The sequence below is a fragment of the Caulobacter segnis genome, assembly GCF_023935105.1.
Classification (GTDB): Bacteria; Pseudomonadota; Alphaproteobacteria; order Caulobacterales; family Caulobacteraceae; genus Caulobacter; species Caulobacter segnis_B.
Window position 1 is genome coordinate 1,443,617 of record NZ_CP096040.1, and the last position, 24,489, is coordinate 1,468,105.

The window sequence follows — 24,489 nt, forward strand, 5'->3', positions numbered from 1 at the left end:
GTTCGATAGCCGAGGAGGACATCGAGATGAGAAAGCTGAAAGTCGCCGCGTTCGTCAGCCTGGACGGCGTAATGCAGGCCCCGGGCGGGCCCGAGGAGGATCCGTCGGGCGGCTTCGCCTTCGGCGGGTGGCTCCCGCCGATCACCGACGAGGCGGTCGGCCAGGCGGTCGGCGATCTGTTCGACAAGCCCTTCGACCTGGTCCTGGGCCGGCGGACCTACGACATCTTCGCCGGCTACTGGCCGCTGCACGATGAGCACCCGATCGGCAAGGCGTTCAACGCCACGACCAAGCACGTCGCCACCCGCGATCCGGACCTCGCGCTGGCCTGGAACAACAGCCGCTGGCTGGGCGCCGACCCGGTGGCCGAGATCCGGCGGCTGAAGGCTCAGGATGGTCCCGAGCTTCTGACCCAGGGCTCGGCCGACTTCCTGCGGACCCTGTTCGCCGCCGATGTCGTCGACGACCTGCAGACCATCACCTTCCCGGTGATGCTGGGCGCCGGCAAGCGGCTGTTCCAGGACGGCGTGGCCCCGCGCGCCTGGCGCCTGACCGAAGCCAAGATCACCCCCGGCGGCTCGATCGTCGGCCGCTACGCCAAGGCGGGCGCGGTGGAGACGGGCAGCTTCATGGGGGACTGATGGGGCATTTCCCCTTCTCTCCAAGGAGAGGGGGATGACGCGCCGTTCCGCTAGATCGCCGAGCGGCGCGCCAGTTCCGTGCGCCGCGCGGCCACTTCGTTGCGGGCCCGTTCCAGAGCGTCGATCTCGGTGGCGGTCAGCAGGTTGTCGATGACCCGGCCCAGATGCTCGCGCATGGCGTTGCGGGCGCTGGCGGGATCGCGTTCGCGCAGGGCCATCAGGATTTCCTGGTGGTCGTCGATGCGTGGGCGCACGCCGACCTGGCGGGCGCGCTCCAGCATGGCGCGGCACAGCGGCGACTTGTAGCGCAGGTCCCAGAGGTTCTCGACGACGGTGACCAAGGCGCTGTTGCGGCTGGCGCGGGCGATGGTGACGTGGAAGCGGCGGTCGGCCCGTTCGCCCTTCACGTTGTTGTCGTTCTCGACGACCATCTCGTCCATGATCGAGGCCAGCTCGGCCAGCTCCTCGTCGCTGATCGTCGCGGCCGCCAGGGCGGCGACCTCGCCCTCGATCAGGCGGCGAGCCTCGGTCAGCTCGAAGGCGCCGATGTCGAGGTCCGGCGCCGGCGCCTCGGGGCGCGGGGTCTCGGTGACATAGACGCCCGAGCCATGACGGGCCTCGACTAGGCCGCGGATCTCCAGGGCGATCATCGCCTCGCGCACGGTGGGGCGGCTGACCTTGTAGTCCTCGGCCAGGTCGCGTTCCGACGGCAGGCGCTGACCCGGCCGATGCACGCCATCGCGAATCGCATCGGCGATGGAGTTGGCCACTTGTTGGTAGAGCTTGCGGGTTTCGGCCGTGGAGGTGGTCATCTTCTCATTGTCCATCCGACGCCACGCCGGTCGGCGTGGCCGGTTGCATGGGTCTCAGCCCCGCTAAAGCGCACACATTCGCACAAAGTGGCAAGGCCACTAGCATCTTGCCTGATAAGTCTGTAGAAGTGGTCAGGCCACTTTTGGTCACGCTTAGCTTATTAGGTCCATGCTGAAGATCATCGACGCCAAGGTCATCGTCACCTGCCCCGGCCGCAATTTCGTGACCTTGAAGATCACGACCGAGGACGGCACCACCGGCGTCGGCGACGCCACGCTGAACGGCCGCGAGCTGGCGGTGGTCAGTTATCTGAAAGATCATATGATTCCCTGCCTCATCGGTCGCGACGCGCACCAGATCGAGGACACCTGGCAGTTCTTCTACCGCGGCTCGTACTGGCGCGGCGGTCCGGTGGGCATGAGCGCCCTGGCCGCCGTCGACATGGCGCTGTGGGACATCAAGGCCAAGGTGGCGGGCCTGCCGCTGTATCAGCTGCTGGGCGGCGCAAGCCGGGTCGGCGTCACCGTCTACGGCCACGCCAACGGCGAGACGATCGACGACACCATCGCCGAGGCCGTGAAGTACAAGGCCATGGGCTACAAGGCCATCCGCCTGCAGACCGGCGTGCCGGGCCTGGCCAGCACCTACGGCGTGTCGGGCGACAAGATGTTCTACGAGCCGGCCGACGGGAACCTGCCGACCGAGAACGTCTGGTCGACCTCAGCCTATCTGAGCCACGCGCCCAAGCTGTTCGCCAAGGCCCGTGAGGTGCTGGGCTGGGACGTGCACCTGCTGCACGACGTCCACCATCGCCTGACCCCGATCGAGGCCGCGCGCCTGGGTAAGGATCTGGAGCCCTACCGCTTGTTCTGGCTGGAGGACTCGGTCCCGGCCGAGAACCAGGCCGGCTTCCGCCTGATCCGCCAGCACACCACCACGCCGCTGGCCGTGGGTGAGATCTTCTCGAACGTCTGGGACTGCAAGACCCTGATCGAGGAGCAGCTGATCGACTATCTGCGCGCCACCGTGCTGCACGCGGGCGGCATCACCAATCTGAGGAAGATCGCGGCCTTCGCCGACCTGCACCACGTCAAGACCGGCTGCCACGGCGCCACCGACTTGTCGCCGGTGACCATGGCCGCGGCCCTGCACCTGGGCATGGCGATCCCGAACTTCGGCCTGCAGGAATACATGCGACACACGCCGGAGACGGACGCGGTGTTCCCGCACGCCTACACGTTCAACGATGGCATGCTGCACCCCGGCGACAAGCCGGGCCTGGGCGTCGACATCGATGAGACCCTGGCCGCCAAGTACGACTATAAGCGCGCCTATCTGCCGGTGAACCGCCTGCAGGACGGGACGATGTTCAACTGGTAAGGCCAAATTGGCTTGACAACTGATGGGCGGCGGCGAGATTGGTCATGCCATCTCGCCGCCGTTCGACGTTCTGGTGTCGTCGTGGCGTTCCGAAAACAGACCCGTTCAGGCGGGCGTCACGAGCGACCGATGCGACTGCGTTCCTTCCTCCTCCCGATGGCCGCCGTCTGCCTGACCATCGCCGCGCCCGCCTTCGCTGGACCTAACCAGGGGCCCCGCGGTCCAGTCTATGCCGGCGCGGTCGCGCCGATGAACCAGACGGTCCAGACCCGCCTGCTGCCGCAGACCGCCGTGCTGCTGGAGAAGCTGCTGGCCGAGAAGCGCGACATGACCCTGGGCGGGGTCAGGGTCTTCGAGGCCGACGACAAGTTCCTGCCCGGCAAGATCGCCATCGGCCTGGCCTATCTGATCGTCGACACGCCGCGCGAAGATCCGAGGTTCGCCCGCTACGTCGCCGCCTATCGCCAGATCGCCGACCTGACGGTCGACGATACGAACGACACCTGGGGCGTCTACTACTACTGCCAGGCCCTCTTGATGCTGCGCGAGGCCGGGGTGCTGGACCAGGCGGTCTCTCCCGAAACCCTGGCCAGGCTGAAGGTCAAGCTGGACTGGCGCCGCTTCGTCCGCGAGCGCGACCTGACCCTGATCAACCTGCCCAACAACTATTACGGCGTCGCCTTCAGCGTGGCCCGGCTGCGCTATCGGCTGGGCTGGGAGGACGCCAGCGCCAGCGAGGGCCTGCTGGGCAAGACGCTGGATCACTATCGCAAGTACTCCGGCGAATACGGCTTCGCCGACGAGACCGACGGCGACGGGCGCTTCGACCGCTACAGCGTGCTGTTGATCGGCGAGATCGCCCACCGCCTGATCGAGGCCGGCATGCCCGCCACGCCGGAGGTGCGCCAATGGCTACGCCGCTCGGTCGACTTGATGCTGCCACGGCTGAACCTGCGCGGCGAGGGTTTCGAATATGGCCGCAGCATCGGGACCTATGGCGAGACGGCGTTCCTGGAGGTGCTGACCGCCGCGGCCAAGCTGGACGTGCTAACGCCGGAAGAGAAGACCATGGCCTATGCGTTCAGCGCGCGCGTGGCCGCTCGCTACATGGACTTCTGGTTCGATCCGAAGTTGGGCTCGGTGGACATGTGGGGGCGGGGGCGCCGGACAGACGCCTATCGCGGCAAGCACCGGATTCTGGGCGAGAACCTCAGCCTGGCTCGGCAGTACATCTATACCAGCGCGATCTGGAACGAACTGGGCTTCAAGGACAAGGCGCCCGATCCCGGCTACGCGGCCTGGCTGGACCGACTGCCCAAACGGACCGTGACGTGGTTCGCGCGGGGGCGGCACGACCGGCTGCTGGTGACGGTTCGCGATCGCGGCCGCGTCATCGGCCTGCCGATCATCAACGGCGGCGAGGGGCAGCACATGAACACGCCCTACTATCCGATCCCGTTCTCGCCGGGGATGCTGCAGGGCGTAGCCGACGGTGTCTTCCCGCAGCTGCTGCCGCGCATCACCCTGGCCGATGGCTCGGTGCTGGCGCCGCTGGCCTACGCCGCCCACGTGCAGGTCGCGGGGCAGGGGACGCGAACGACGGTATCCTACGACCAGGACCGGCTGGACCGCCTGGGTCAGAAGGCGCCGGTCGCCGACGACCGCTTCGGCGTCAAGACGACCTATGTTCTGGAGCCGGGCCGCATCCGCCGCACCGATGTCTTCACGCCCAGGTCCGGCGTGGCCGTAAAGGCGGTCGACCTGGCCTTCGCCAGCTTCTCGGCGAAGGCCGCGACCCGAGGCGGCGCGACGCGCTTCGGGGCGGGCGAGGTGACGAGCTTCGATGTCCAGGGCCTGACCTGCGCGACGCGGCCGCTGGACGACGACAAGGCCTATCGCAGCCCGACGGGGGCGATGACCGCCCTGACCCTCTGCACGGGCGGCGCGCCGGAGAGCGGGCCGTTCACCGTGAGCTGGACGCTGAGCTACAGATAACTCGGCGCTACTGAGCCGGGCCCATCCGGAACGCGCACAGCTTGTTGCCGTCGAGGTCGCGGAAATAGGCCGCGTAGAACGCCTGGGGCCCCTCGTCGCCACGCACGCCGGGACCACCCTCGCACTTGCCGCCCAGGGCGATGGCCTTGTCGTACAGCGCGTCGACCTTGCCGCGCTCGTCCAGCACGATGGCGATCATCGTGCCGTTGCCGAAGGTGGCGGCCTGGCCGTCATAGGGCTTGCCGACGCCGAACATCGGCTTGCTCCAGTCCGCGCCCCAGGCGCAGCCGCCGGTCGGGAATTCCATCAGGCGACCGACGCCGATGGTCCCATAGAAGGCCTTGGCCTTGCCCAGGTCGTTGCTGCCGATCAGGGTGTATCCGATCATCGCGTACTCCCCCCGTTGAAAGTCCCGGCGCGTGGGTCGAACCCGACGGCGTCGACCAGTGGAAAATGATCAGTTTTGTCGATGCTATGTCGCATAGGTAACTTACAGCTATCTCCATCACTCGTGCGTCATCAATTCTAAGTGACGGTGATATATTTCCGGAGTTTTCAGATAAATTTGTTGAGAAATGTCGAGTTTACGACACACATTTATTTCGATGTTGGGGATTTTATTCGTAATCCTCGAATTGGGGTGTTAACGTCCTGAGACCATCGGCTCCGCTTCTCGAGCGCCGGTGGCTGAGAGATGAAGCCACGGCTTCCGCTCCCGCTCGAAGAGGCAGGAGTTCGATCATGCCCACCTATCTTTTCTACCCCAGGCGTGCGGATGGCGTGTCCCTGACCTTTATCGCCGAAGCCGCGGCGGATGACCTGGACGCCCTGGAACTGGCGGCGGAGATCGCGGCGGCGCATGCGTGCAGCGGTGTCTTCGTGTGGGAGCCGGCGGCCGCGCCGGAGGGCAAGGACCGCTTTGTCGGCGAGGTCGATCGCCTGGACGGCAAGGTGGCGCCCGAGCCGGCGCCGCGGCCGGGAGCCGCCGCCACGGTCTAGGCGTTACCGGGCGATCTCAAGGGAGTCGCTCCGTGGACAAGCTGTTCGCCAAGTTCGCCAATGTCACCGCCAAGATCACCGGCAGCCCGCCGGCGTTCCTGGCCTGCGTCGCCCTGGTGGTGGTCTGGGCGGTGAGCGGGCCGATCTTCAAGTTTTCCGAGACCTGGCAGCTGGTGATCAACACCGGCACGACGATCATCACCTTTCTGATGGTGTTCCTGATCCAGAACACCCAGAATCGCGACGGCATCGCGCTGCAGACCAAGCTGGACGAACTGATCCGCGCCACCACCGACGCCGAGAACGAGTTCATCGGCATCGAGAAGCTGACCGACAAGGAGCTGGAGGCCATGCACGCCCACTGCAAGGCGCGCGCGGATCGCAGCGTGCGCGCCCTGCAGCGCGCCGCCGCTGAAAAGGACGCGCGGGTGGCCAAACAGGCCAAGACCGGAAAGCCCGTCGCCGCCGACAAGAAGCAGCCCTCGGCCCGCGCCCAGGCTTCGCGTCGCGCCAAGGCCTTGCGCGCCGGCCATCCCAATTAGCCGTGTCAATATCAGACCTTCGTAGGGTGGACGTCAGACCTCGTCGGCGATAGCGGTAACACGAGCGAGCCATGGCCAAGTCGGCTCGACAGGGAGCCGGACCGCCTTGCCGAAGTTGAAAGCGTTGCGCTGGTGGATCATCGGCCTGGTCATGCTGGGCGCGATCGTCAACTACCTGACGCGCTCGACCATGGGCGTGGCCGCGCCGACGATCCTGAAGGATCTCGGCATCTCGGTGAAGGAGTATTCCTGGATCACCAGCGCTTTCCAGCTGGGGATCATGCTGCAGCCGATCTGCGGCTACGTGCTCGACACCCTGGGCCTGCGCACCGGCTTCGCCGTCTTCGCCGCCGCCTGGTCCCTGATCGCCATGGCTCACGGCCTGGCCAGTAATTGGCAGGGCTTCGCCATGCTGCGCGGCCTGCTGGGTCTGGCCGAGGGCTCGGCCCAGCCGGCGGGCATGAAGGCGGTGGCCACCTGGTTCCCGGCCAAGGAGCGCGGCTTCGCCGGCGGGATGTTCAACATCGGCGCGTCGCTCGGCTCGGTGCTGGCGCCGCCGCTGGTGGTGTGGGCGGCCCTGACCTGGAACTGGCGGGCGGCGTTCGTCCTGACGGGCGCGATCGGCCTGGCTTGGGTGGCGTTGTGGCTGGTCTTCTACCGTTCGCCCGACCAGCATCCGTCGATGACCGAGGACGAGCGCGCGCGTGTCGCCGCCGGTCAGGAGGCCCACCTGGTCGACGCCGGAACCCGGCCATCGATCGTCTCGATCCTGAAGCAGGGCAAGTTCTGGGGCATCGCCCTGCCGCGCTTCCTGGCCGATCCGACCTGGGGCACGCTGTCGTTCTGGGTGCCGCTGTATCTGTCGCACACGCGCGGCTTCGACCTGAAGCAGATCGCCATGTTCGTCTGGCTGCCGTTCGTGGCGGCGGACCTGGGTTGCCTGTTCGGGCCGGTCATCGCCCACTTCCTGCAGAAACGCGGCGTGTCGCTGATCAATGCCCGGCGCTGGGCCTTCACGGTGGGCGCCGCGATGATGACCGGCATGATGTTCGTCGGCCGGGTCGAGAGCCCCTACGCCGCCATCGCCCTGCTGTGCCTGGGCGGCTTCGCGCACCAAACCCTGTCGGTCACCGTCATCACCATGGCCTCGGACCTCTTCCGCCGCGACGAGGTCGCCACCGTGGCCGGCCTGGCCGGGATGATGGGCAATCTGGGGGTCCTCCTGTTCTCGCTGCTGATCGGCGGGCTGGTGACCAAGATCGGCTACGACCCGTTCTTCGTGGCCCTGGGCGTGCTGGACATCCTGGGCGCCGTGGTCCTGTGGACCTTCGTCAAGGACCGCGTCGCGCCGGGCGCGCGACCGGTTAGCCAGATCCCCAATCCGTGAGCCTCCCCGTGATCCGCAATCCCATCCTGCGCGGCTTCAATCCCGACCCGTCGATCGTGCGGGTGGGCGAGGACTACTACATCGCCGTCTCGACCTTCGAGTGGTTCCCGGGCGTTCAGATCCACCACTCGCGAGACCTGGTGAACTGGCGCCTGCTGAGCCGGCCGCTGACCCGCGCCAGCCAGCTGAACATGCTGGGCGACCCCGACGGTTGCGGCCTGTGGGCCCCGTGCCTGACCCATGCCGACGGCCGGTTCTGGCTGATCTACACCGACGTGAAGCGCTATGGCCGGACCACGGTGGGCGGGGCCTCCGGGGCCAGCTTGCGCGACTTCCACAACTACCTGGTCACCTGCGACACGATCGACGGCGAGTGGTCGGATCCGATCTACCTGAACAGCTCCGGCTTCGACCCGTCGCTGTTCCACGACGACGATGGCCGCAAGTGGCTGGTCAACCAGTTGTGGGACCACCGGCCGGGCAAGAACCGCTTCGCCGGCATCGTGCTGCAGGAATATTCGTCGAACCAGCAGCGCCTGGTCGGCGAGCGCAAGGTGATCTTCGAGGGTACGGCGATCGGCCTGACCGAGGCCCCGCACCTCTACAAGCGTGACGGCTGGTACTACCTGGTCACCGCCGAGGGCGGCACGGGCTGGGGACACGCCATGACCATGGCCCGCTCGCGCGCCATCGACGGGCCTTACGAGTTGCATCCCGACACCTACGTCCTGACCTCGCGCGACCGGCCGCACGTGGCCTTGCAGCGCGCGGGTCACGGCGACCTCGTGGAGACCGCCGACTGCGACACCTACGCCGTCTATCTGTGCGGTCGGCCGCTGCCCAATCGCGGGCGCTGTGTGCTGGGGCGCGAGACGGCCATCCAGAAACTGGTCTGGGGCGAGGACGGCTGGCTGCGCACCCTGGACGGCTCGGGCGACCCGACGTTGGAGACCCCGGCGCCGAACCTGCCCGCGCGGCCCTGGCCGGTCGCGTCGGCGCGGGAGGATTTCGACGGCCCTGACCTACCGATCGACTTCCAGTGGCTACGGACGCCCTATCCGGACGAGATCTTCAGCCTGGCCGCCAAGCCGGGGTCGCTGCGCCTGTATGGTCGCGAGAGCCTGGGCAGCGTCTTCCGCCAGGCCCTGGTCGCGCGTCGGCAGCAGGATCATTGCTATTCGGCCTCCACGATCCTGGACTTCGAGCCCGAGCACTTCCAGCAGGCCGCCGGCCTGGTCTGCTACTACAACGGCGCCAAGTTCCACTATCTGCACGTCAGCCACGACGAGGCGATCGGCAGGCATCTGCGGGTCATGACCTGCACCCCCGATAGCCCGCAGGCCGACAGCTTCACCGCCCCGATCCCACTGGCCGCTGGCCCGGTCGAATTGCGCGTCGAGGTCGACTTCGAGCGCCTGCGCTTCGGCTTTCGGCAGGGTGGGCAGGGGGCGTGGGCCTGGTTGCCGGAGGTGTTCGACGCCTCGATCCTGTCGGACGAAGCCAGCGCGCCCGGCGCGCCGAACTTCACCGGCGCCTTCGTCGGCATGGCCTGCCAGGACACTTCGGGCATGGCCGCGCCGGCTGACTTCGATTGGTTCGAGTACCAGGGGCGGGAATACGTAACGGCTCCCACAAACCTATAACCCATCTCCCCGGCGAAAGCCGGGGCCCAGATTCATCTGGAGAGGTTTGGGATGATCCGAGATCCGTCCAGTCACCTCGTCGGGCGCCTTGGGCTCGATCCGGGCCCCGGCTTTCGCCGGGGAGATCGGATGTGGAGGCGGCCCCAGAATTTGTGAATTGAGTGAACGGCGTTCACCCTTAGTGTTCGTTTCCTAAGCCGCTTCAGACGGCTCCAGGGAGAACGCCATGAACGCGCCTGTCTCGATCTCGCGGGAGGACGCCGCCCTCTACGCCGGCCTGACCGTCACGCCCGCCGGGCCGGTGCTGGGGGCCGAGATTTCCGGCCTCGACCTGACGCAGGCGCTCAAGCCCGAGATCGTCGCGGCCATCCGGGCGGCCTTGCTGCGCCACAAGGTGGTGTTCTTCCGCGACCAGGACATCAGCCACGAGGACCACGTCCGGTTCGGCCGCTACTTCGGCGACCTGGAGGGGCATCCCGTGACCGCCCACGTGCCGGGCTTTCCGGAGATCCTGCACATCGAGGCGGCCGACGGCATGAAGCTGCGCGAGGAGATCCTCCCGATCGTCCGCGTCGCCAACAAGTGGCACACCGACGTCACCTTCCGCGAGGCGCCGTCGATGGGCGGGGTGCTGCGCATGCGTCACATGCCGCCGCTGGGCGGCGATACCCTGTTCGCCGACACGGCCGCCATCTATCGCGACTTGCCTCAGAAGCTGAAAGAGCAGCTGGCGACCCTGAGCGCCGAGCACGACATCATCCAGAGCTACGGCTATCGGGTCGACGAGGCCAAGCGCCAGGAACTGCGGGCGGCCTATCCGCCGATGGTCCATCCCGTGGTGCGCACGCACCCGGAGACCGGCGAGAAGCATCTGTTCGTCAACAAGGTCTTCACCACCCGGATCCTGGGCCTGCCCGAGGACGAGGCCAAGACGCTGCTGAACGAGCTGCTGGATCGGGTGAAGGCGCCGGAGTATCAGGTCCGCTTTCGCTGGACGCCGAACGCCATCGTGTTCTGGGACAATCGCGCCACGCAGCACTATGCGATCTTGGATTACTGGCCCCAGGAACGGATTGTCGAGCGGGTGACGATCAAGGGCGACAAGCCCTTTTAGCGGGAAGGCCTAGAAGAGGGCCGAGATCGCCAGGCGGCAGCCTTCGATCAGCGCGGCCCACGCGCCCAAAGCCAGGCCCAGCGGCAGCACGCGACGCATCAGCGTGGCCGGAACGTCGATGTTCAGGCCGGCGCTTTTCATCGGCAGGGGCGGCTGGACGTGGGCGATCGACTTCATCTCTATCGGTCCTAAAACGCGGTCGTGTTCAACAAGGTGCGAAGCAGGGATCCAACGGTATTTATTATGCATGCGATTTAATCGCGTGCTGGGTTTTGGGTTGGCCGCGCTTCCGTTTTGGACCGAGGTCCGAGAAAGCGAACGGATGACCGGGAAGGAAACCGGCTGGACTTGCCCGAGGGCCAGGCCAGCCGGCTAGCACAAAAAGGTGTCGACGCGGTGGGGTGCGCCGAGTGATCAACTCATCGACGAGTCTTGCGTTCAAGGCAACGCTCCAGACTGTCGCACCACTGCGACAAACGCGCGCAGAGGCTTACGGGGGAAGGGTTTGAGCTGCGCCGGTCCGGCTCGTGCGCGCGCTACTTTTCCGCTTCCTTCTCCTTGTAGAAGCCTTGCAGCACGAAGAACGCCGGCTTGCGGCGGCCGGTCGGCGACACCAGGCCCTTGCGGTTCCAGCCCTGCTGATAGACCGGATGTTGGCGGCGGGGCGCGCGGAAGTCCTTGAGGATCCACGGCGACATGCCGCGCAAGCTGGAGATCTGGCGGGCCATGGCCAGGGTCTTCTCGTAGTATTTGCGCTGATAGTCCTCGGAGAACTTGCGCATCAGCTGGGGATCGCTGAAGCCGGCCAGGGCGTCGGCGCCGAATTCCGAGAACACCATCGGCTTGTCGGTGGCCTTCCAGGCGATGCCGGACAGGGCGTCCAGGGCGTCGTCGCTGTACCAGCCGTTGTAGGTATTGGCCGACAGCACATCCAGCTTGTCGGCCAGCGGGTCGTTCAGGCCCATCAGCGCCTTGCCGTCCACGGTCTTGCGGTCGGTCAGCAGGGCGGCGGTGACCAGGCGGCTGTCGTCCAGGGCCCGGACGTCGTCGACCAGCTGGTAGAGGAAGCTGTTGCGGGCGTCGGTGATCGGCGTCTCGTTGGCGACGCTCCACATGATGATCGAGGCGCGGTTTCGGTCGCGGCGGATGTTGTCGGCCAGCATGCCGCGCGCCAGGGCCAGGGTGCGCGGGTTGCCGAAGTCGACCAGCCAGTAGACCGGGATCTCGCTCCAGACCAACAGGCCCATCTCGTCGGCCAGCCGGGTGGTGACCTCGCTGTGCGGATAGTGGGCCAGGCGCACGAAATTGCCGTGCAGGCCGTCCTTGACCTCGGCCAGCAGAGCGCGGGCCCCGGCCTCGGTGATGGTGCGGGCGGGGTTCTCGCCGAACTCCTCCTCGTGCACCGAGATGCCGCGCAGGAAGATCGGCTTGCCGTTCAGCAGGATCTCGCTGCCCTTGGTCTCGATGGTGCGGAAGCCGACGCGGTCGGTCAGGCGGTCCTCGCCGGCCTGGACCACGACGTCGTACAGCTTGGGCCTGTCGGGCGACCAGCGGGCCAACCCCTTGGGCGCGGCGGCCGAGGCGTTCAGCACGCCCTTGGCGTCCGTTCTGCCCGTGACGTCCAGGCCCAGTTCGGCGACGCGGACATGGACTTCCTGGTTGGCGGCCTGGGCGCCGTCCAGCGTCACGGTCGCGGCGATCTTGCCGTCCTTGGTGAGGCGCACCCACGCCTCGTCGATGAAGGTGCCGGGCGTAATGACCAGGCGCATCGGCCGGGTGATCCCGCCATAGTTCTCCCAGTCGGTGACCGGCGGCGGCACGCCGTCCGCCTGCGGCGTGGAGTCGACGCCGACCGTGAGCTGGTTGTTGCTGGCGCGCACGACGTCGGTGACTTCCAGCGAGAAGGGCGTGAAGCCGCCCTCGTGTTCGCCGACGCTCTTGCCGTTCAGGAACACCTTGGCGGTGTAATTGACCGCCTCGAAGCGCAGGAAGGCGCGCTGGCCAGGCTTGAGCGCCGGCGTGTCGAAGCGGCGCGTGTACCACATCAGGCCCTGGTAGTAGCGCAGGGTCGGGTCATGGCCGATCCAGCCCTGGGGCAGGGTCGCCGTCGGCGCGCGGTCCATGTCGTATTCGTAGAGCGCCGTCGGCTTGGCCCGGGTCAGGGCGTCGACGTCGACATCGTCATAGCGACGATGGCCCGCGCCGGGTGCGCCACGATGGAAGCCGGCCAAGCCGTCGCGATAGGGATCGACCGAATAATGCCAGGTCCCCGACAGGTCCTGGCCGTCGCGGTTGTCGGCCCGCGTCAGGGTGGGAGAGGAGGCTTGGGCGTCCAGCGGCGCCAGCACGGTCAAGGCGCACATCGCGCCCACGAAAGCCTTCAGTCCCATCGCGTCCTCCAGCAGCCTTTCGGCCTTGTCGCGGGAGTTGAGCACGGAGACTGGTCAGGGCGCAACCAAATTGGTCATACCACTTGGCGCAACAAAAAGGCGGCCCGATCACGAGGGACCGGGCCGCCGGGGTAGTCTCTGTCTGCTCGAGCCCTAGAAGCTCTTGCGGACCGTCACGCCATAGGTGCGCGGGGCGTTCGGATAGCCGCTGTAGCTGCCGTCCTGGGCCACGGTCGGGAAGGTCGAGATCAGGCTATCGTCGTTGGTCAGGTTACGCGCCCAGAGCATGACCTCGATCTGCTTGGCCGTGTTGGTCACGCCCAGGCTGGCGTTGATCACGTTCTGGTCCCAGCTCGACAGGTTCGGCGGGGTCGTCTCGGTCAGCTGGGTCTTACTGACATAGTCGTATTCCGCCCGGGCATAGCCCTGCCAGTCGTTGCCGAAGTCGTGGTTGATCGTCGCCGAGGTCGAGAACGACCACTTCGGGATGCCGGCCGGCGTATCGCCGGTCAGGTCGCGGAAGTTCGGACGGCGGCCGGTGGTCGGGTCGACCGGGCAGCGGGCCGTGTCATAGTTCACGCAGGCAGCGCCGGTGAAGCTGTCGTACTTAGGATCCAGGTACGTCACGGCCGCCGTCAGGTTCAGCCAGTGGACCGGACGCCAGGCGCTGTCGATCTCGAAGCCCTTCACCGACTCCTCGCCGGCGTTGACCAGGCTGTAGCCCAGGCCGGTGAAGGCGTTGGACTGGAAGCCCTTGATCGATTGCTTAAACAGCGCGGCGTTGACATAGCCGCCCGGGATGTTGGCCTTCACGCCCAGTTCGTAGACGTCGACGTTTTCCGGCTGGGCGGTGCGGCCCACGCCGTTGGCGTTCGGCGGACGGCTGTCGGACGACAGGTTGTAGGCCCCGGCCTTCCAGCCCGTGGAGTAGCTGACATAAGCGTTGATCGCGCCGAAGTCATAGGCGGCGCGAACGGCGTAGGTGACCTTGTCGCCCTTCAACTGGCCGGACTCGTTGGCGTTCGGATAGTTGACCGGACCGTGGGTCGGATCGTTGCCATAGAAGAACTGCAGGGCGCCCAGGGCGCTATACAGGTTGCCAGGCAGGCCGATGGCCGTGAACTGCGGCACCGCCGACAGGTTCAGCGACGAGAAGGGGTCCTTGAGGACAACGTTCGAGCGGGCCTTCTTGTCGTCGTTCAGATAGGCGAGGCCGCCGGTCAGGGTCAGCTTGTCGGTGACCTGGTAGTCGACCTGGCCGAACAGCGAGTACGACGTCTGCTTCATGCTGTAGTAGTCGTCGATGCCCTGGCCGGCCTGGAAGTAGGTCGAGCCGGGCTTGACGAGGGTCGGCGTGGCCAGGCTCTGCAGGAACTCCAGCGCATAGAGATTCGAGCGGCCGGTCAGGGCCGGGCGGATCGCGGCAGGCAGGGCGCCCAGCAGCGCCGCCGGCACCGGGCCCGAGAGGGCGTCGGCGAAGGCGCGGATGTCGCTGCCATAGGTGATCGTGCGGCCGGTGTTCAGCTTTTCGTTCTGGTAGAAGCCGCCGATCAGCCAGTTCAGCGGGCCGTCGCCGCTGGACGCCAAGCGCACTTCCTGGGTGAAGGTCTTGATGGTGTTGGCGGTGCGGTTGTTGGAGATATCCGCGCCGGTGAAGTCGATGTCCTGGAACGAGGCGTTCTTCTGGTTCCGGTAGGCGGTGATCGCGGTCAGCTTGGCGAAGCCCAGGTCATGGTCGATCTGGCCCGACACGCCCTTGCCCGACAGCGTGTTGTTCGGGTCGGTGTTGAAGATCACGTTGCGGTCGAAGACCTTGGTGGTGTCGCTGATCGGCTTCTTCAGGATGCTGCCGATCACCAGGGTGGCCGGGCCGTTCAGGATCGAGGAGACCGCGCAGCAGGTTTCGTTGATCTTGTTGTAGTCGGCGATGATCCGCACCGAGGTCTTGTCGGTCGGCTCCCACAGCACGTCGCCGCGCACCGACCAGCGGTCGCGGTCGTTGACGTCGCTGCCGGTGGTCAGGTTGGTGAAGAAGCCGTCGCGCTTGTTCAGGCTGCCCGACAGGCGCACCGCCAGGGTGTCGCTGAGCGGGCCGGTGAAGGTGCCCTTGATCTGGCGCGTGTTGTAGTTGCCGACCGTGGCTTCGATCTTACCGCCGGTCTCGAACTGGGGTTTCTTGGTGACGATGCTGATCGCGCCGGCCGACACGTTCTTGCCGAACAGGGTCGACTGCGGGCCGCGCAGCACCTCGATGCGCTCGATTTCCGGCAGGTCGTCCAGGGCGGCGGCGGAGCGGCTGCGATAGACGCCGTCGATGAACACCCCGACCGAGCTTTCGATGCCGTCGTTGCCGTTGCCGTTGCCGAAGCCGCGGATGACGAAGTTGGTCTGGCCGGTGGCGTTGAACTGGGTGACCTTCAGCGATGGGACCACCGATTGCAGGTCGATCAGGTCGCGGACCTGGGCGCGTTCGATCGTCTGCTGGCCGGTGACGGCGACCGAGATCGGCACGTCCTGCAGGGTTTGTTCGCGCTTGGTGGCGGTGACGACGATTTCGGCGATCGAGTTGTTATCGGCGGCGCTTTGTTGGGCATAGGCCGGCGCGGCAATGGCGAGCGCCAGGGCGGACACCCCCAGCAGATGGACGTTTCTCATGAATAACTCCCTGTTTTTCTTTATTATCGGCCGCATGACTCCTCTTCCCGCCTCGAGCAATCGCGGGTTTCTTTTGGAGGAGGGCGAACCTATTGACGTAGGGTAAGGGCGATCCTGGCCGGGCGTTCGGGCCGTGCGAGACGGTCGGAGAGGCCAGGCCGTGGATGAAGACGCTTTGCGTCATGTTTCCGCCCCAGTGCGCCCGGTCTTGCATCCCGCGCGCAACTGACTGCGATTTTAATATGCCCTCGATATTCTAGCGCAAGTTAGAATTTATCGGATTGATCCGGATCACGTTCGGAACGAGTTTCGAAAGAACGGTGTCCTCCGACGATAGAATCGGTCGCGCCGGGCTGTGGAGAGAGCGCGATTGTCGAAGGGCGGGGATCCCGGAGCCCTGGTCGAAGAGGCCAGGCCGATGGCGCAGAGCCAGAAGTCCGTGAAGAAGCGCGAGGCGATCCTGGGCGCGGCCATCGAGGTCATCAACGCCAAGGGCTTCGCCGCCGCCACCATGACCGAGATCGCCGCCGCCCTCGATCTGCGCGACGCGGCCCTCTACTACTATTTCCCGAATAAGCAGGCCCTGGCCTTCGCCGGCCACCAGCGCTCGCTGGAGCGGTTCGAAGCGATCCTGGCGGTGGTCGAGGCCGCCGGCGGCACGGGCCTGTGCAAGCTGCGGCGTTTCCTGCGAGCCCTGCTGGACGACGCGGTGACCAATGGGCCGCAGCTCTATTTCGGCGACAGCTCGTATCTGGCCGATGACCAGCGTCAGGCGATCGAGGCCTGGTCCGCGCGGCTGTCTCGGCGGCTGGAGCGGTTCCTCGAGGACGGCATGACCGACGGCTCGATCGTGACCTGCGAGCCGCCGCTGGTGGTGCAGCTTCTGGTCGGCATGCTGATCTGGCTGACCAAGTGGACGCCGGGCACGCCGGGCCTGACCAACGAGCGCTTGCTGGAGGCGATCGAGGCGACCGCGCTCCAGGGGCTGGCGAAGGCGTGACAGCCGAAAGTGTGAGCGGTTTCGGCGCTCGTCACGCCTCAATGAAGCTCTAGAGACCCAGCTCCGCCCGGACCTTCCTAGTCAGCTTGGCGGCGATCAGGCCGTGGGCGGTCTTCACCCAGTCGGTCACCTCGTCGGCGTCCAGTTCGGACAGTTCCGCGAAATGCACCCATTTAGCGCGGACCAGATAGGGCGCGGGATTGGCGCGGCCGGTCTCGGTCAGGACCTCGAACGCCACGTCGGAGGCCTTGAACGAGATCCCGCCGCCCTGGGTGACGCCCGTGCCGCGGACGGCGAACATCTTGCCGCCGACCTTGAAGACGTGGTCGTCACCCCACTGGACCGAGAGAGTCGCGCCCGGTAGGGCCAGGCACGCCGCGTCGAAGGCCTTGGGCGTCATCAGGCGTCGACGCCGAGACCGATCGGGCAGACCACGCCCGTGCCGCCGATGCCGCAATAGCCGTTCGGGTTCTTGGCCAGGTACTGCTGGTGATAGTCCTCGGCGAAGTAGAACGGGCTGGCGGCGGCGATCTCGGTGGTGATGTCGCCCAGGCCCTGGGCCGACAGCGCCTGCTGATAGGTTTCCTTCGACTCCACGGCGGCGGCGGCCTGGGCGTCGTTGGTGACATAGATGCCCGAGCGATACTGGGTGCCGATGTCATTGCCCTGGCGCATGCCCTGGGTCGGGTCGTGATTCTCCCAGAACGTCTTCAGCAGGGCCTCGTAGGTGACGACCTTGGGGTCGAACACCACCAGCACCACCTCCGTGTGCCCGGTGCGGCCGCTGCAGACCTCCTCATAGGTCGGGTTCGGCGTTACGCCGGCCGCGTAGCCGGCGGCGGTGACATAGACGCCCGGAACCTGCCAGAACACGCGCTCGACACCCCAGAAGCAGCCCATGGCGAAGATCGCCGTCTCCAGGCCGTCGGGATAGGGCCCCTTCAGCGGATGGCCGTTAATGAAGTGGGTGTCGGCCGTCGGGATCGGCTCGGGACGACCCGGCAGGGCGGTGTCGGCGGTGGGCATCTCGAGGGTCTTCTTGAACGAGAGCATGGCGGACCTTTCGCGGCGGGAATTTCTCGCGCCTGGATATAAGCGCTCGCATCGCCAGTTTCATCCGGGAACGCGCTTGCTCTGCGACCGCCCCTGAGTATATTGCGCGCCTTCCCGCGCCGGGGGTCTCAACCACCCCCGACCCGAGTGCGCTGGTGAGGTGGCCGAGTGGTTGAAGGCGCACGCCTGGAACGCGTGTATAGGGGAAACTCTATCGAGGGTTCGAATCCCTCTCTCACCGCCACCGACCCCTCCAACATATTGATTTCTATATTATTCCAGAGACCGGAATTCGTCGGCCCCACTTTGGGTCCCACTTTTTGAATTCACTGCGAGGTGCACCTCGCTTTAAAGATGCGGCTATCACACTCGCGATCACGCGCCACGGCGTCGACGCCAATGGGCGTCATGCTTCCCCCCATGCGACACACGCGCACCTCTTAGTCCGCGCTAACACGCCAACGAAGTTCGTCTCGCCGCTGAGTTCAGGGCACTTGGCGCGGTCGAGTTGCATTCTCGGCGGATGCTCGGAAATCGTGATCCTTGCTCCGCTTAGCTGCGCCCGCTACCCTTGCATGAATACCGCGCTGAACCCGTTCGGGGCGGGATGCTAGTTCGGTCGGGTGAGCATTAGTTGATGGAATTCGGAACCTCGTCCGACACGGATCGTGCGCGGCACCTGATCCCGCTGACCCGCGATTGGGGCGCGTGGAATACCGTATCGCTCTACCTGGATCGCTGCCAAGTCGACACTCCCGACGAACTCGTTGCGGCGACATGGGCGCACGTCAACGCCTTGAGAACGAGCATTGGCAAGGTGGTCGACTTTGGCGCTGGCGATGCTCGCTTTGCTCGCCACGGCAGCTTCAAAGAGTACGTCGGGTACGAAATCGACCGTGATCGTTGTCGAAACGCGGCGCTACCCACCAATGCCAGGCTTGTAAACGACTGCGCCTTCTCGGGTGACGTCGAGGGCGCCGATCTCTGCATTGGCAACCCGCCGTTCGTGCGCAACCAAGACTTGCCCGTCGGTTGGCGCCAAAAAGCATCCGTGGTCCTCAAGCGACGGACCGGAATCGCTGTTTCGGGCCTGGCGAACGCCTGGCAATACTTCTTCCTTCTCTCACTCGCTAGCCTCAGGGAGGACGGCCTCTGCGCGCTGGTCATCCCTTATGAATGGGTGTCGCGTCCCTCAGCAAAGGCGCTCAGGGACTACATTACGGCGCAGAAGTGGAACGTGAGCGTCTATCGGCTCGTCGACACTACGTTCGACAGCGTGCTTACTACTTCCTCAATCACGATCGTCGACAAGTCGGTGCGTGATGGCCAATGGCGCTATTTTGAAGAAACGGCCGAGGGAGACTATCGCTCTCTTCCGTCTCCGAGCGGATCTGAGCAAGGCGTGCTCGGCTATCTCAAGCGCTCCGACATAGTAGCGGGCGCCCCTCGCGCCATTCGTGGCTTAAGCCCCGGAACACAGAAGGTGCTCACGCTAACGGAAGGCGAACGCGTTCGCTCTGGCTTAGAGGTGGGCCGAGACGTCGTCCCCTGCGTCACCACTCTCCGGCAATTGCCGAATGAAGCAAAAATTCTTGATGAGGCAACGTTCAGAGCACTGTATCGCAATCCCGGTCAGAAATGCTGGTTGATCCGCACTGACGATGAACCAAGCCGAGCGCTCCAAGCTTATCTCGATGCAGTGCCCGAAGCTGAATATCAAACGAGCACATGCCTTGAGCGCGAAAATTGGTGGAAGTTTAAAATGCCACCGGTGCCAGCTCTTTTGATGGCAATGAGCTTTAAGGGTGAATTTCCCAAAGCCGTCGCGAATACGATAGAGGCGCGGGCCGTCGGAGGAGTTTGCGGTATCTACAATGTTGACCCTGTCCAGATGCAAGACCTTATCGGAGGTCTTAATGGCGTAAACATTCGAGATCGCATCGTTGCTCACTCGAACGGCTTGCGTAAAGTTGAAATCAATCAACTCAATGCGCTTTTCTTTGATGTATTCAATTCCTCTACGGCCTCCGCATAATGGCTCCGAAGATAGAAAGCGGCATCCTAGATCAGGGAACCCTCTCATTTACCATTGAGAGTCGAATTCTTCGTGAGCTAGGTGAACGCCTAGTAAAACAGCCAGAGGTCGCGATAGTCGAGCTTATAAAGAACTCGTACGATGCGGACGCAACCGAATGTACCATCAACTATGATGCGCCGCGATCCATCACGGTAATCGATGATGGCATAGGCATGACCCTGAGCCGATTCACCAATGGGTGGATGCGTATCGGAACAAGCTCCAAAGAAGCCGTCACGTTTAGTGAAAAGTACCTCCGACTAATCACCGGCGAAAAAGGCATTGGTCGCTTTGCTGTTCGATTTCTCGGCCGGGTTCTTCACCTTGAATCAGTAGCGTATGATGAAGAACGGAAGCGGCTGACTCGTTTAGTTGCTGACTTCGATTGGCCAACATTTGATAAACATCAGGACCTTGGGAAGGTTCAAGTTCCGTATCGGCTTGAATCTGTCAACGGCGACACGCCTACTGGCACCACCCTAAAGATAACTAGGCTGCGGTCGGAGGTAGGCCGACTCGACTTACAGAAGGTTCGCACTGGCTCTATCGGTATCCTTACGCCGCTGCGCTCGCTCTTTCGCAAGATATCTGAAGGCGAAGATATCGCCCCCTCCCTTGACGCGACATCCGACCCTGGATTTTTGCTCAATATCCAGCAAGATGACGAAGAGGAAGGCGAGGACGTTGCCGCTGCCATCCTCGACGGATTTGCATTGCGCGCGCAACTTCGTTTGAGCGGAGACCGGGTGGATCTTCGCATCTACCGGCGGGGAGCCTCGAAACCATACTTAAAGTTCATCGATAAGTTTCCAAACGAGGTTGGGCAACTCTACGCCGACGTCCGCTTCTTTCCGCGTCGGGCAGGTGCATTTACCGGCATGCCGGTCGACGGCCGGCGAGCTTATTCCTGGATCGTCGAGAATGCCGGGGTTGCGGTCTTTGATCGTAATTTCCGTGTTCAACCATATGGGACTCAGTCAGACGACTGGCTCACCCTTCAAGCGGACAACGCACGCAATAGACGCGACCCTCGATCATCGATTGCTCTGAAGCATTTCCCGATGCCTGCCAACGTTAGGTCGTCGACTTCCGAAAACTGGATGCTCCGACTCCCTCAATCAGCCCAATTGATCGGCTTGGTGCAGGTAGAGGGGCGTCGCCACGATGAGATCGACGCCGACGCGGACGAGGAAGGCTTAGTCGCATCGGCAGATAGAGAGGGCTTCGTCGACAACGAGGCCTATAAGCAACTTCAAGATCTTGTGCGCGGCGCGATCGAAGCCATCGCTTACGCTGACCGGAAGCTTCAACGCGAGGAAGAAGAGGCCCAGAGGAACGCCCTGGTCGCGACCATCCGGCGTGAGACGAGGACTGCTATTAGCGAGGTTCAATCGAACCCTCGTATCGCAGAACCAGATAAGGCGCGAATTGTCGCCGCCCTCGCGCAGACCCAGCACCTTGCCGAGCGCCAGGAGGAGACCTCCAGGGAGCGTGAGCAGCAGCTCGAAATTATGAGCCTGCTGGGCGTGGTCGCCGGCTTCATGACTCACGAGTTTGGCGTTGCGCTTCAAGAGCTAGAAGCAACTCATGCCGATCTGGTGATTTTGGCGGAGCAGCAGCCTCAATTTTCCGGAGCAGTGAAAAGTTTTGCTGCACACATCAAGAGCCTCAAAGAGTTCGTCACCTACTCCTCCGGATACATTGAAGGCGCTAAGAATAAACCTAGCAAACCTTATCCTGTCCGCCCGCGCCTGCAACAAGTGAAGAAATACTTCGGTCGATATGCGGAAGAACGCAACATTAAAGTTGAAATAAGCGCCGAGCCTGACCTTATGGCACCCCTGGTTCCACCGTCACTTTACAACGGCATTGCTCTTAACCTCTATACTAATGCCTTGAAGGCTGTCACCGCAAAGGTTGGGACTGAGCAGGGAACTATCGCGTTCCGCGCCTGGAACGACAATCGCTGGCACTATCTTGAAGTGTCGGACACCGGAGTCGGTATCCCCCATGCCCTGCATGAAAGAGTGTTCGACCCGCTGTTTACTACCACGCAGTCTAAGAACGATCCTCTTGGGTCTGGTATGGGCTTAGGACTTGCGCTCGTGAAGCGCGGGGCTGAGGCCTTTGGTGGGCGAGCAGAGTTGGTGGATCCGCCTCCAGAGTTCGCCACATGTGTAAGAATTCGCATTCCGCTGCAAACCGAGACATCTCGCGCATGACCAAAGCCGGAGATATACCGTCCATATTGCTGGTGGATGACACAAGGGATCTTCTTGAGGGCCTAGCAGAGGGGCTGTCGAAGCTCCTGCCCAAAGAGGTTGTCGAAATCCGTCAATGGATGCCAAGCTCAAACGATGATACGCCACAAGAGGTCTTTGACTCAAAAGTGGACCTCAATACCATTCTGGTCGTGACGGATTACGATCTGACGAGCCAGGGTGTGAAGGGACTTTTCGGCCTTACGATAGTCGGATGGTGCCAAAAGCGCTCAATACCTGTCGGAGATTTCTCCCGAGGCAACGCAACTGCACTGCCGAAGGAGCCCAATCTTTTCGAACTTCGTATTCCGACCGCCGAAGCAGATGCGGCGAACTTTATCGCCGCCGCCTTCTCAGGCTTCCTCGCTATTCGAGATGCGATCACTGGCGATCCCGATCTTTTGACATCGAAGCGCAGCCTAGCATCTGTATTGGCCGCTTTGCTTGAGCGGCCGCATTTAGATAATCAGTTTGCGTTATACATGACGCGAATTGGGGCGTCTAACTCCTCCCTTGTTCAAAGATTGCGGGACTTCGCCGATCCCGCCGAGTCACCTGACGATAATGATAAAGTACAGGTTCTCACCTATGTTCTTGGCCATGTCCTTCTGAACTCTATTCTAAAATTTCCCGGACCAATCCTCTCTCAACGTGCGCTTTGCGCCTACCTTGGTACTGCCGAGACCGAGGCATCTGCTTTGAAGGAAGTTTTCGCGGGTGCTTCATATAGCGGCCCATTCAGCGGTAGCGGGGACTACTACTGGCGCGAGGACGTCGACCTGATCCTCGACGAAAAGGGCGAGGCGCTTCGAGATCGAAGCTTCGAAGATTTTGGGGATATGAACCGAGCTATTGGCGAACTGGCGCTTGGCCGTGAGCTCGCTACCCATGTCTGCGAAAGGGATGGTTGCGGCGGAAAGAAGGGCGGGTTTGTGTGCCCGTTCACGCACAGACCAGTGTGCCAACGAGCTGACTGTTCAGTCGCGGCTAGCAGTTGGATTCCGCAAGGTGCGCAGCTCAGCCGTGTCGAGCGCGACTTCTACGACGAATGGGCCCCCCTCCTTGGTCTCTAATTTCGGTATGGAGGGGGCATGAACCGGAACGCCTCACTAGTTCAGCAACAGGTTCACACTGCATGGGACGCAGTTCGAACAGGGCTGCAAAAGATGTATCCGTCGAGCGACGTTCGCCCGTCTAGCGGATATGACATCTTTGAATTTGATCACACAGTGGGCGACGACGACGTGAAGTTCAACGTGCGCCCAATTGTTTTTATGCTGCCGGAGCGCGCTGCGCATTCGTCACCAAGTCTATATGTTGCCGTCAAAGGATGGCTATCATTTGAGGGGCCTGACCTTCGATCTAAGCCGTTGAGAACTAGATCTTTTGGCACGGAAGTCGGTTACTTTCGATCGAAACGCGAAGTTGTTGAGCATGTCTATGGTGCTCACTACGATTTGGACGAAGCCAAGACTGGTCACCCAGTGTTTCATGCTCAGATTTCGCCCCAGATGGATTTGCTTGCTTCGGTAAACGAACAGTTTCGGCGTGAATGGATTGCTCAAGATCGCGTTACACCAATATTGCCGAACGTGAGGACACCTTCCGCTCAAATGGATGTGTTTTCTGTAATTACGCAGCTATGCGCCGACCATCTTCTGACGGAAACCTCGTCTCCCGAGGTAAAGCAAGCCTTCGAGAAGATGCGTACCGCTACTGCATTCTTCGTAGGCGCGGCTCATCGAATGGAATACTTGAACGCGAACATCGCGCCGCATTGCTACCGGTCAACGCACTGGTACAGCGGAGCGGCCTAAGTCGAACGGGCGGCCGTATCATGACCCCGCCCTAACGCGGACGCTGATCAGGCAACGCGTATTGGCCTGATCTCTCTCGGCGGCCCGAGCACATTTTGCAAGGGCCTCGCGGTTTAGATCGACGATCCGTCTAGCGGTTTGGATATCTCGCCACTGGCCTGGATTGGCCGTGGCTAACATCCGCTCGCCCGCCGACCAAATGTCGCGGTGAAGCAGGCTCGCCGCTCGCCTCTCGGGCCAAGCCCAACGCTCTGGAGCTGCCTGCGCCACGATGGCCGGAACGCTGCTCCCCAGGACTGCTCCACCGACCACACCGGCCAACGCCGACTGCAATAGCCGCAAGTTCTGCACACTGGCCAAGCGCGCGGTATCAATCCAGCCACGAAGGTCGATAGTGGCCCGATGAAGCCCCTCAAGCGCTTGATGCAGCTCCGCGCGATCCCGACGCCGGGCCTCGTTGCCGGCCGCTGTGATCTGCCTCGACATCTCGACCGGGCTTAAGGCCAGGGCCGGACTCGTCGCCAGCTTTCCCACGCGCCCGACCGCGACCCTCACGCCTTGAGCGATCTCGCTCAGCGTCTCGCTGTAGTCGGGCGTCGACGCGCGTTCAGCGGCGAGACCAGCCAGAGCGACATTCAGCAAGGCCACCTCCCGACGCAACGCCTCGAACGCCACCGCCGCCGGATCGGCCGGCGCTTCTGATCCGATGTCCTGATCCATCC

At 63.7% G+C, this 24,489-nt stretch carries 21 protein-coding genes and 1 tRNA gene; 14 read left to right on the forward strand and 8 right to left on the reverse strand.

From position 1 onward, the window contains the following. The first annotated feature begins 26 nt into the window (after positions 1–26). A complete protein-coding gene (locus MZV50_RS07170) occupies positions 27–641 on the forward strand; it encodes a dihydrofolate reductase family protein (protein ID WP_252633718.1) in 615 nt (204 codons plus the stop codon). Between the two features lie 50 nt (positions 642–691). Here MZV50_RS07170 and MZV50_RS07175 read toward each other — a convergent pair whose 3' ends face one another. After that, positions 692–1,453 carry a FadR/GntR family transcriptional regulator gene (locus MZV50_RS07175; protein ID WP_252633719.1) on the reverse strand — a complete coding sequence of 254 codons (762 nt, stop codon included), beginning with the start codon at positions 1,451–1,453 and terminating at the stop codon, positions 692–694. A gap of 169 nt (positions 1,454–1,622) precedes the next feature. Here MZV50_RS07175 and manD point away from each other — a divergent pair, with 169 nt between their 5' ends. Together manD and MZV50_RS07185 are read left to right on the forward strand one after the other, a co-directional pair. After that, positions 1,623–2,834: a D-mannonate dehydratase ManD gene (gene manD, locus MZV50_RS07180; RefSeq protein ID WP_252633720.1), complete on the forward strand. Its 1,212-nt coding sequence runs from the start codon at positions 1,623–1,625 to the stop codon at positions 2,832–2,834. Between the two features lie 129 nt (positions 2,835–2,963). Then, positions 2,964–4,829, forward strand: coding sequence for a hypothetical protein (locus tag MZV50_RS07185; protein ID WP_252633721.1), 1,866 nt, complete (start codon positions 2,964–2,966; stop codon positions 4,827–4,829). A gap of 7 nt (positions 4,830–4,836) precedes the next feature. On the opposite strand, the gene MZV50_RS07190 is transcribed toward MZV50_RS07185, so the two are convergent. Further along, positions 4,837–5,217 carry a VOC family protein gene (locus MZV50_RS07190; RefSeq protein WP_252633722.1) on the reverse strand — a complete coding sequence of 127 codons (381 nt, stop codon included), beginning with the start codon at positions 5,215–5,217 and terminating at the stop codon, positions 4,837–4,839. Positions 5,218–5,570: 353 nt separating this feature from the next. Here MZV50_RS07190 and MZV50_RS07195 point away from each other — a divergent pair, with 353 nt between their 5' ends. The 5 genes from MZV50_RS07195 (at position 5,571) to MZV50_RS07215 (ending at position 10,514) form a co-directional block, all read left to right on the forward strand. Then, positions 5,571–5,828, forward strand: a complete 258-nt coding sequence (locus MZV50_RS07195; RefSeq protein WP_252633723.1) for a hypothetical protein — start codon at positions 5,571–5,573, stop codon at positions 5,826–5,828. Positions 5,829–5,860: 32 nt separating this feature from the next. Next, entirely contained in the window at positions 5,861–6,370 is a 510-nt protein-coding gene (locus MZV50_RS07200) for a low affinity iron permease family protein (protein WP_252633725.1), read from the forward strand. A gap of 151 nt (positions 6,371–6,521) precedes the next feature. After that, positions 6,522–7,757 (forward strand): MFS transporter, encoded by a 1,236-nt coding sequence (locus MZV50_RS07205; protein ID WP_252635201.1) that lies wholly within the window; start codon positions 6,522–6,524, stop codon positions 7,755–7,757. Further along, positions 7,754–9,400: a glycoside hydrolase family 43 protein gene (locus tag MZV50_RS07210; RefSeq protein ID WP_252633726.1), complete on the forward strand. Its 1,647-nt coding sequence runs from the start codon at positions 7,754–7,756 to the stop codon at positions 9,398–9,400. Before MZV50_RS07205 ends, MZV50_RS07210 begins: the two co-directional genes overlap by 4 nt. 226 nt (positions 9,401–9,626) lie before the next feature. Beyond that, entirely contained in the window at positions 9,627–10,514 is an 888-nt protein-coding gene (locus MZV50_RS07215) for a TauD/TfdA dioxygenase family protein (RefSeq protein ID WP_252633728.1), read from the forward strand. 9 nt (positions 10,515–10,523) lie between these two features. Here MZV50_RS07215 and MZV50_RS07220 read toward each other — a convergent pair whose 3' ends face one another. The 3 genes from MZV50_RS07220 to MZV50_RS07230 form a co-directional block, all read right to left on the reverse strand. Beyond that, complete coding sequence (locus MZV50_RS07220) at positions 10,524–10,691, reverse strand: hypothetical protein (protein ID WP_252633729.1); 168 nt, start codon at positions 10,689–10,691, stop codon at positions 10,524–10,526. Positions 10,692–11,050: 359 nt separating this feature from the next. Beyond that, a complete protein-coding gene (locus MZV50_RS07225) occupies positions 11,051–12,904 on the reverse strand; it encodes a glycoside hydrolase family 2 protein (RefSeq protein ID WP_252633730.1) in 1,854 nt (617 codons plus the stop codon). Between the two features lie 153 nt (positions 12,905–13,057). After that, positions 13,058–15,559 carry a TonB-dependent receptor gene (locus tag MZV50_RS07230; RefSeq protein WP_252633731.1) on the reverse strand — a complete coding sequence of 834 codons (2,502 nt, stop codon included), beginning with the start codon at positions 15,557–15,559 and terminating at the stop codon, positions 13,058–13,060. Between the two features lie 370 nt (positions 15,560–15,929). On the opposite strand from MZV50_RS07230, the gene MZV50_RS07235 reads away from it, so the two are divergent. Further along, positions 15,930–16,559: a TetR/AcrR family transcriptional regulator gene (locus MZV50_RS07235; RefSeq protein WP_252633732.1), complete on the forward strand. Its 630-nt coding sequence runs from the start codon at positions 15,930–15,932 to the stop codon at positions 16,557–16,559. 49 nt (positions 16,560–16,608) lie between these two features. Here MZV50_RS07235 and MZV50_RS07240 read toward each other — a convergent pair whose 3' ends face one another. Next, entirely contained in the window at positions 16,609–16,959 is a 351-nt protein-coding gene (locus tag MZV50_RS07240) for an MmcQ/YjbR family DNA-binding protein (RefSeq protein ID WP_252633733.1), read from the reverse strand. Continuing rightward, positions 16,959–17,612, reverse strand: coding sequence for a peptide-methionine (S)-S-oxide reductase MsrA (gene msrA / locus MZV50_RS07245; protein WP_252633735.1), 654 nt, complete (start codon positions 17,610–17,612; stop codon positions 16,959–16,961). Before msrA ends, MZV50_RS07240 begins: the two co-directional genes overlap by 1 nt. Positions 17,613–17,766: 154 nt before the next feature. Between msrA and MZV50_RS07250 the strand changes: the two genes are divergently transcribed. From MZV50_RS07250 to MZV50_RS07275, 5 genes are all read left to right on the forward strand, one after another. Then, positions 17,767–17,856 (forward strand) — tRNA-Ser (locus tag MZV50_RS07250). A 393-nt stretch (positions 17,857–18,249) separates the two neighbouring features. Further along, a complete protein-coding gene (locus tag MZV50_RS07255; RefSeq protein ID WP_252633737.1) occupies positions 18,250–19,647 on the forward strand; it encodes an Eco57I restriction-modification methylase domain-containing protein in 1,398 nt (465 codons plus the stop codon). Next, positions 19,647–21,911, forward strand: a complete 2,265-nt coding sequence (locus MZV50_RS26475; RefSeq protein WP_289781906.1) for a sensor histidine kinase — start codon at positions 19,647–19,649, stop codon at positions 21,909–21,911. Before MZV50_RS07255 ends, MZV50_RS26475 begins: the two co-directional genes overlap by 1 nt. Then, entirely contained in the window at positions 21,908–23,023 is a 1,116-nt protein-coding gene (locus MZV50_RS07270) for a hypothetical protein (RefSeq protein ID WP_252633738.1), read from the forward strand. Before MZV50_RS26475 ends, MZV50_RS07270 begins: the two co-directional genes overlap by 4 nt. A gap of 18 nt (positions 23,024–23,041) precedes the next feature. Beyond that, complete coding sequence (locus MZV50_RS07275; RefSeq protein WP_252633739.1) at positions 23,042–23,767, forward strand: hypothetical protein; 726 nt, start codon at positions 23,042–23,044, stop codon at positions 23,765–23,767. 18 nt (positions 23,768–23,785) lie between these two features. Here MZV50_RS07275 and MZV50_RS07280 read toward each other — a convergent pair whose 3' ends face one another. Continuing rightward, positions 23,786–24,487 carry a DUF6118 family protein gene (locus MZV50_RS07280; RefSeq protein WP_252633740.1) on the reverse strand — a complete coding sequence of 234 codons (702 nt, stop codon included), beginning with the start codon at positions 24,485–24,487 and terminating at the stop codon, positions 23,786–23,788. Positions 24,488–24,489 lie beyond the last annotated feature (2 nt).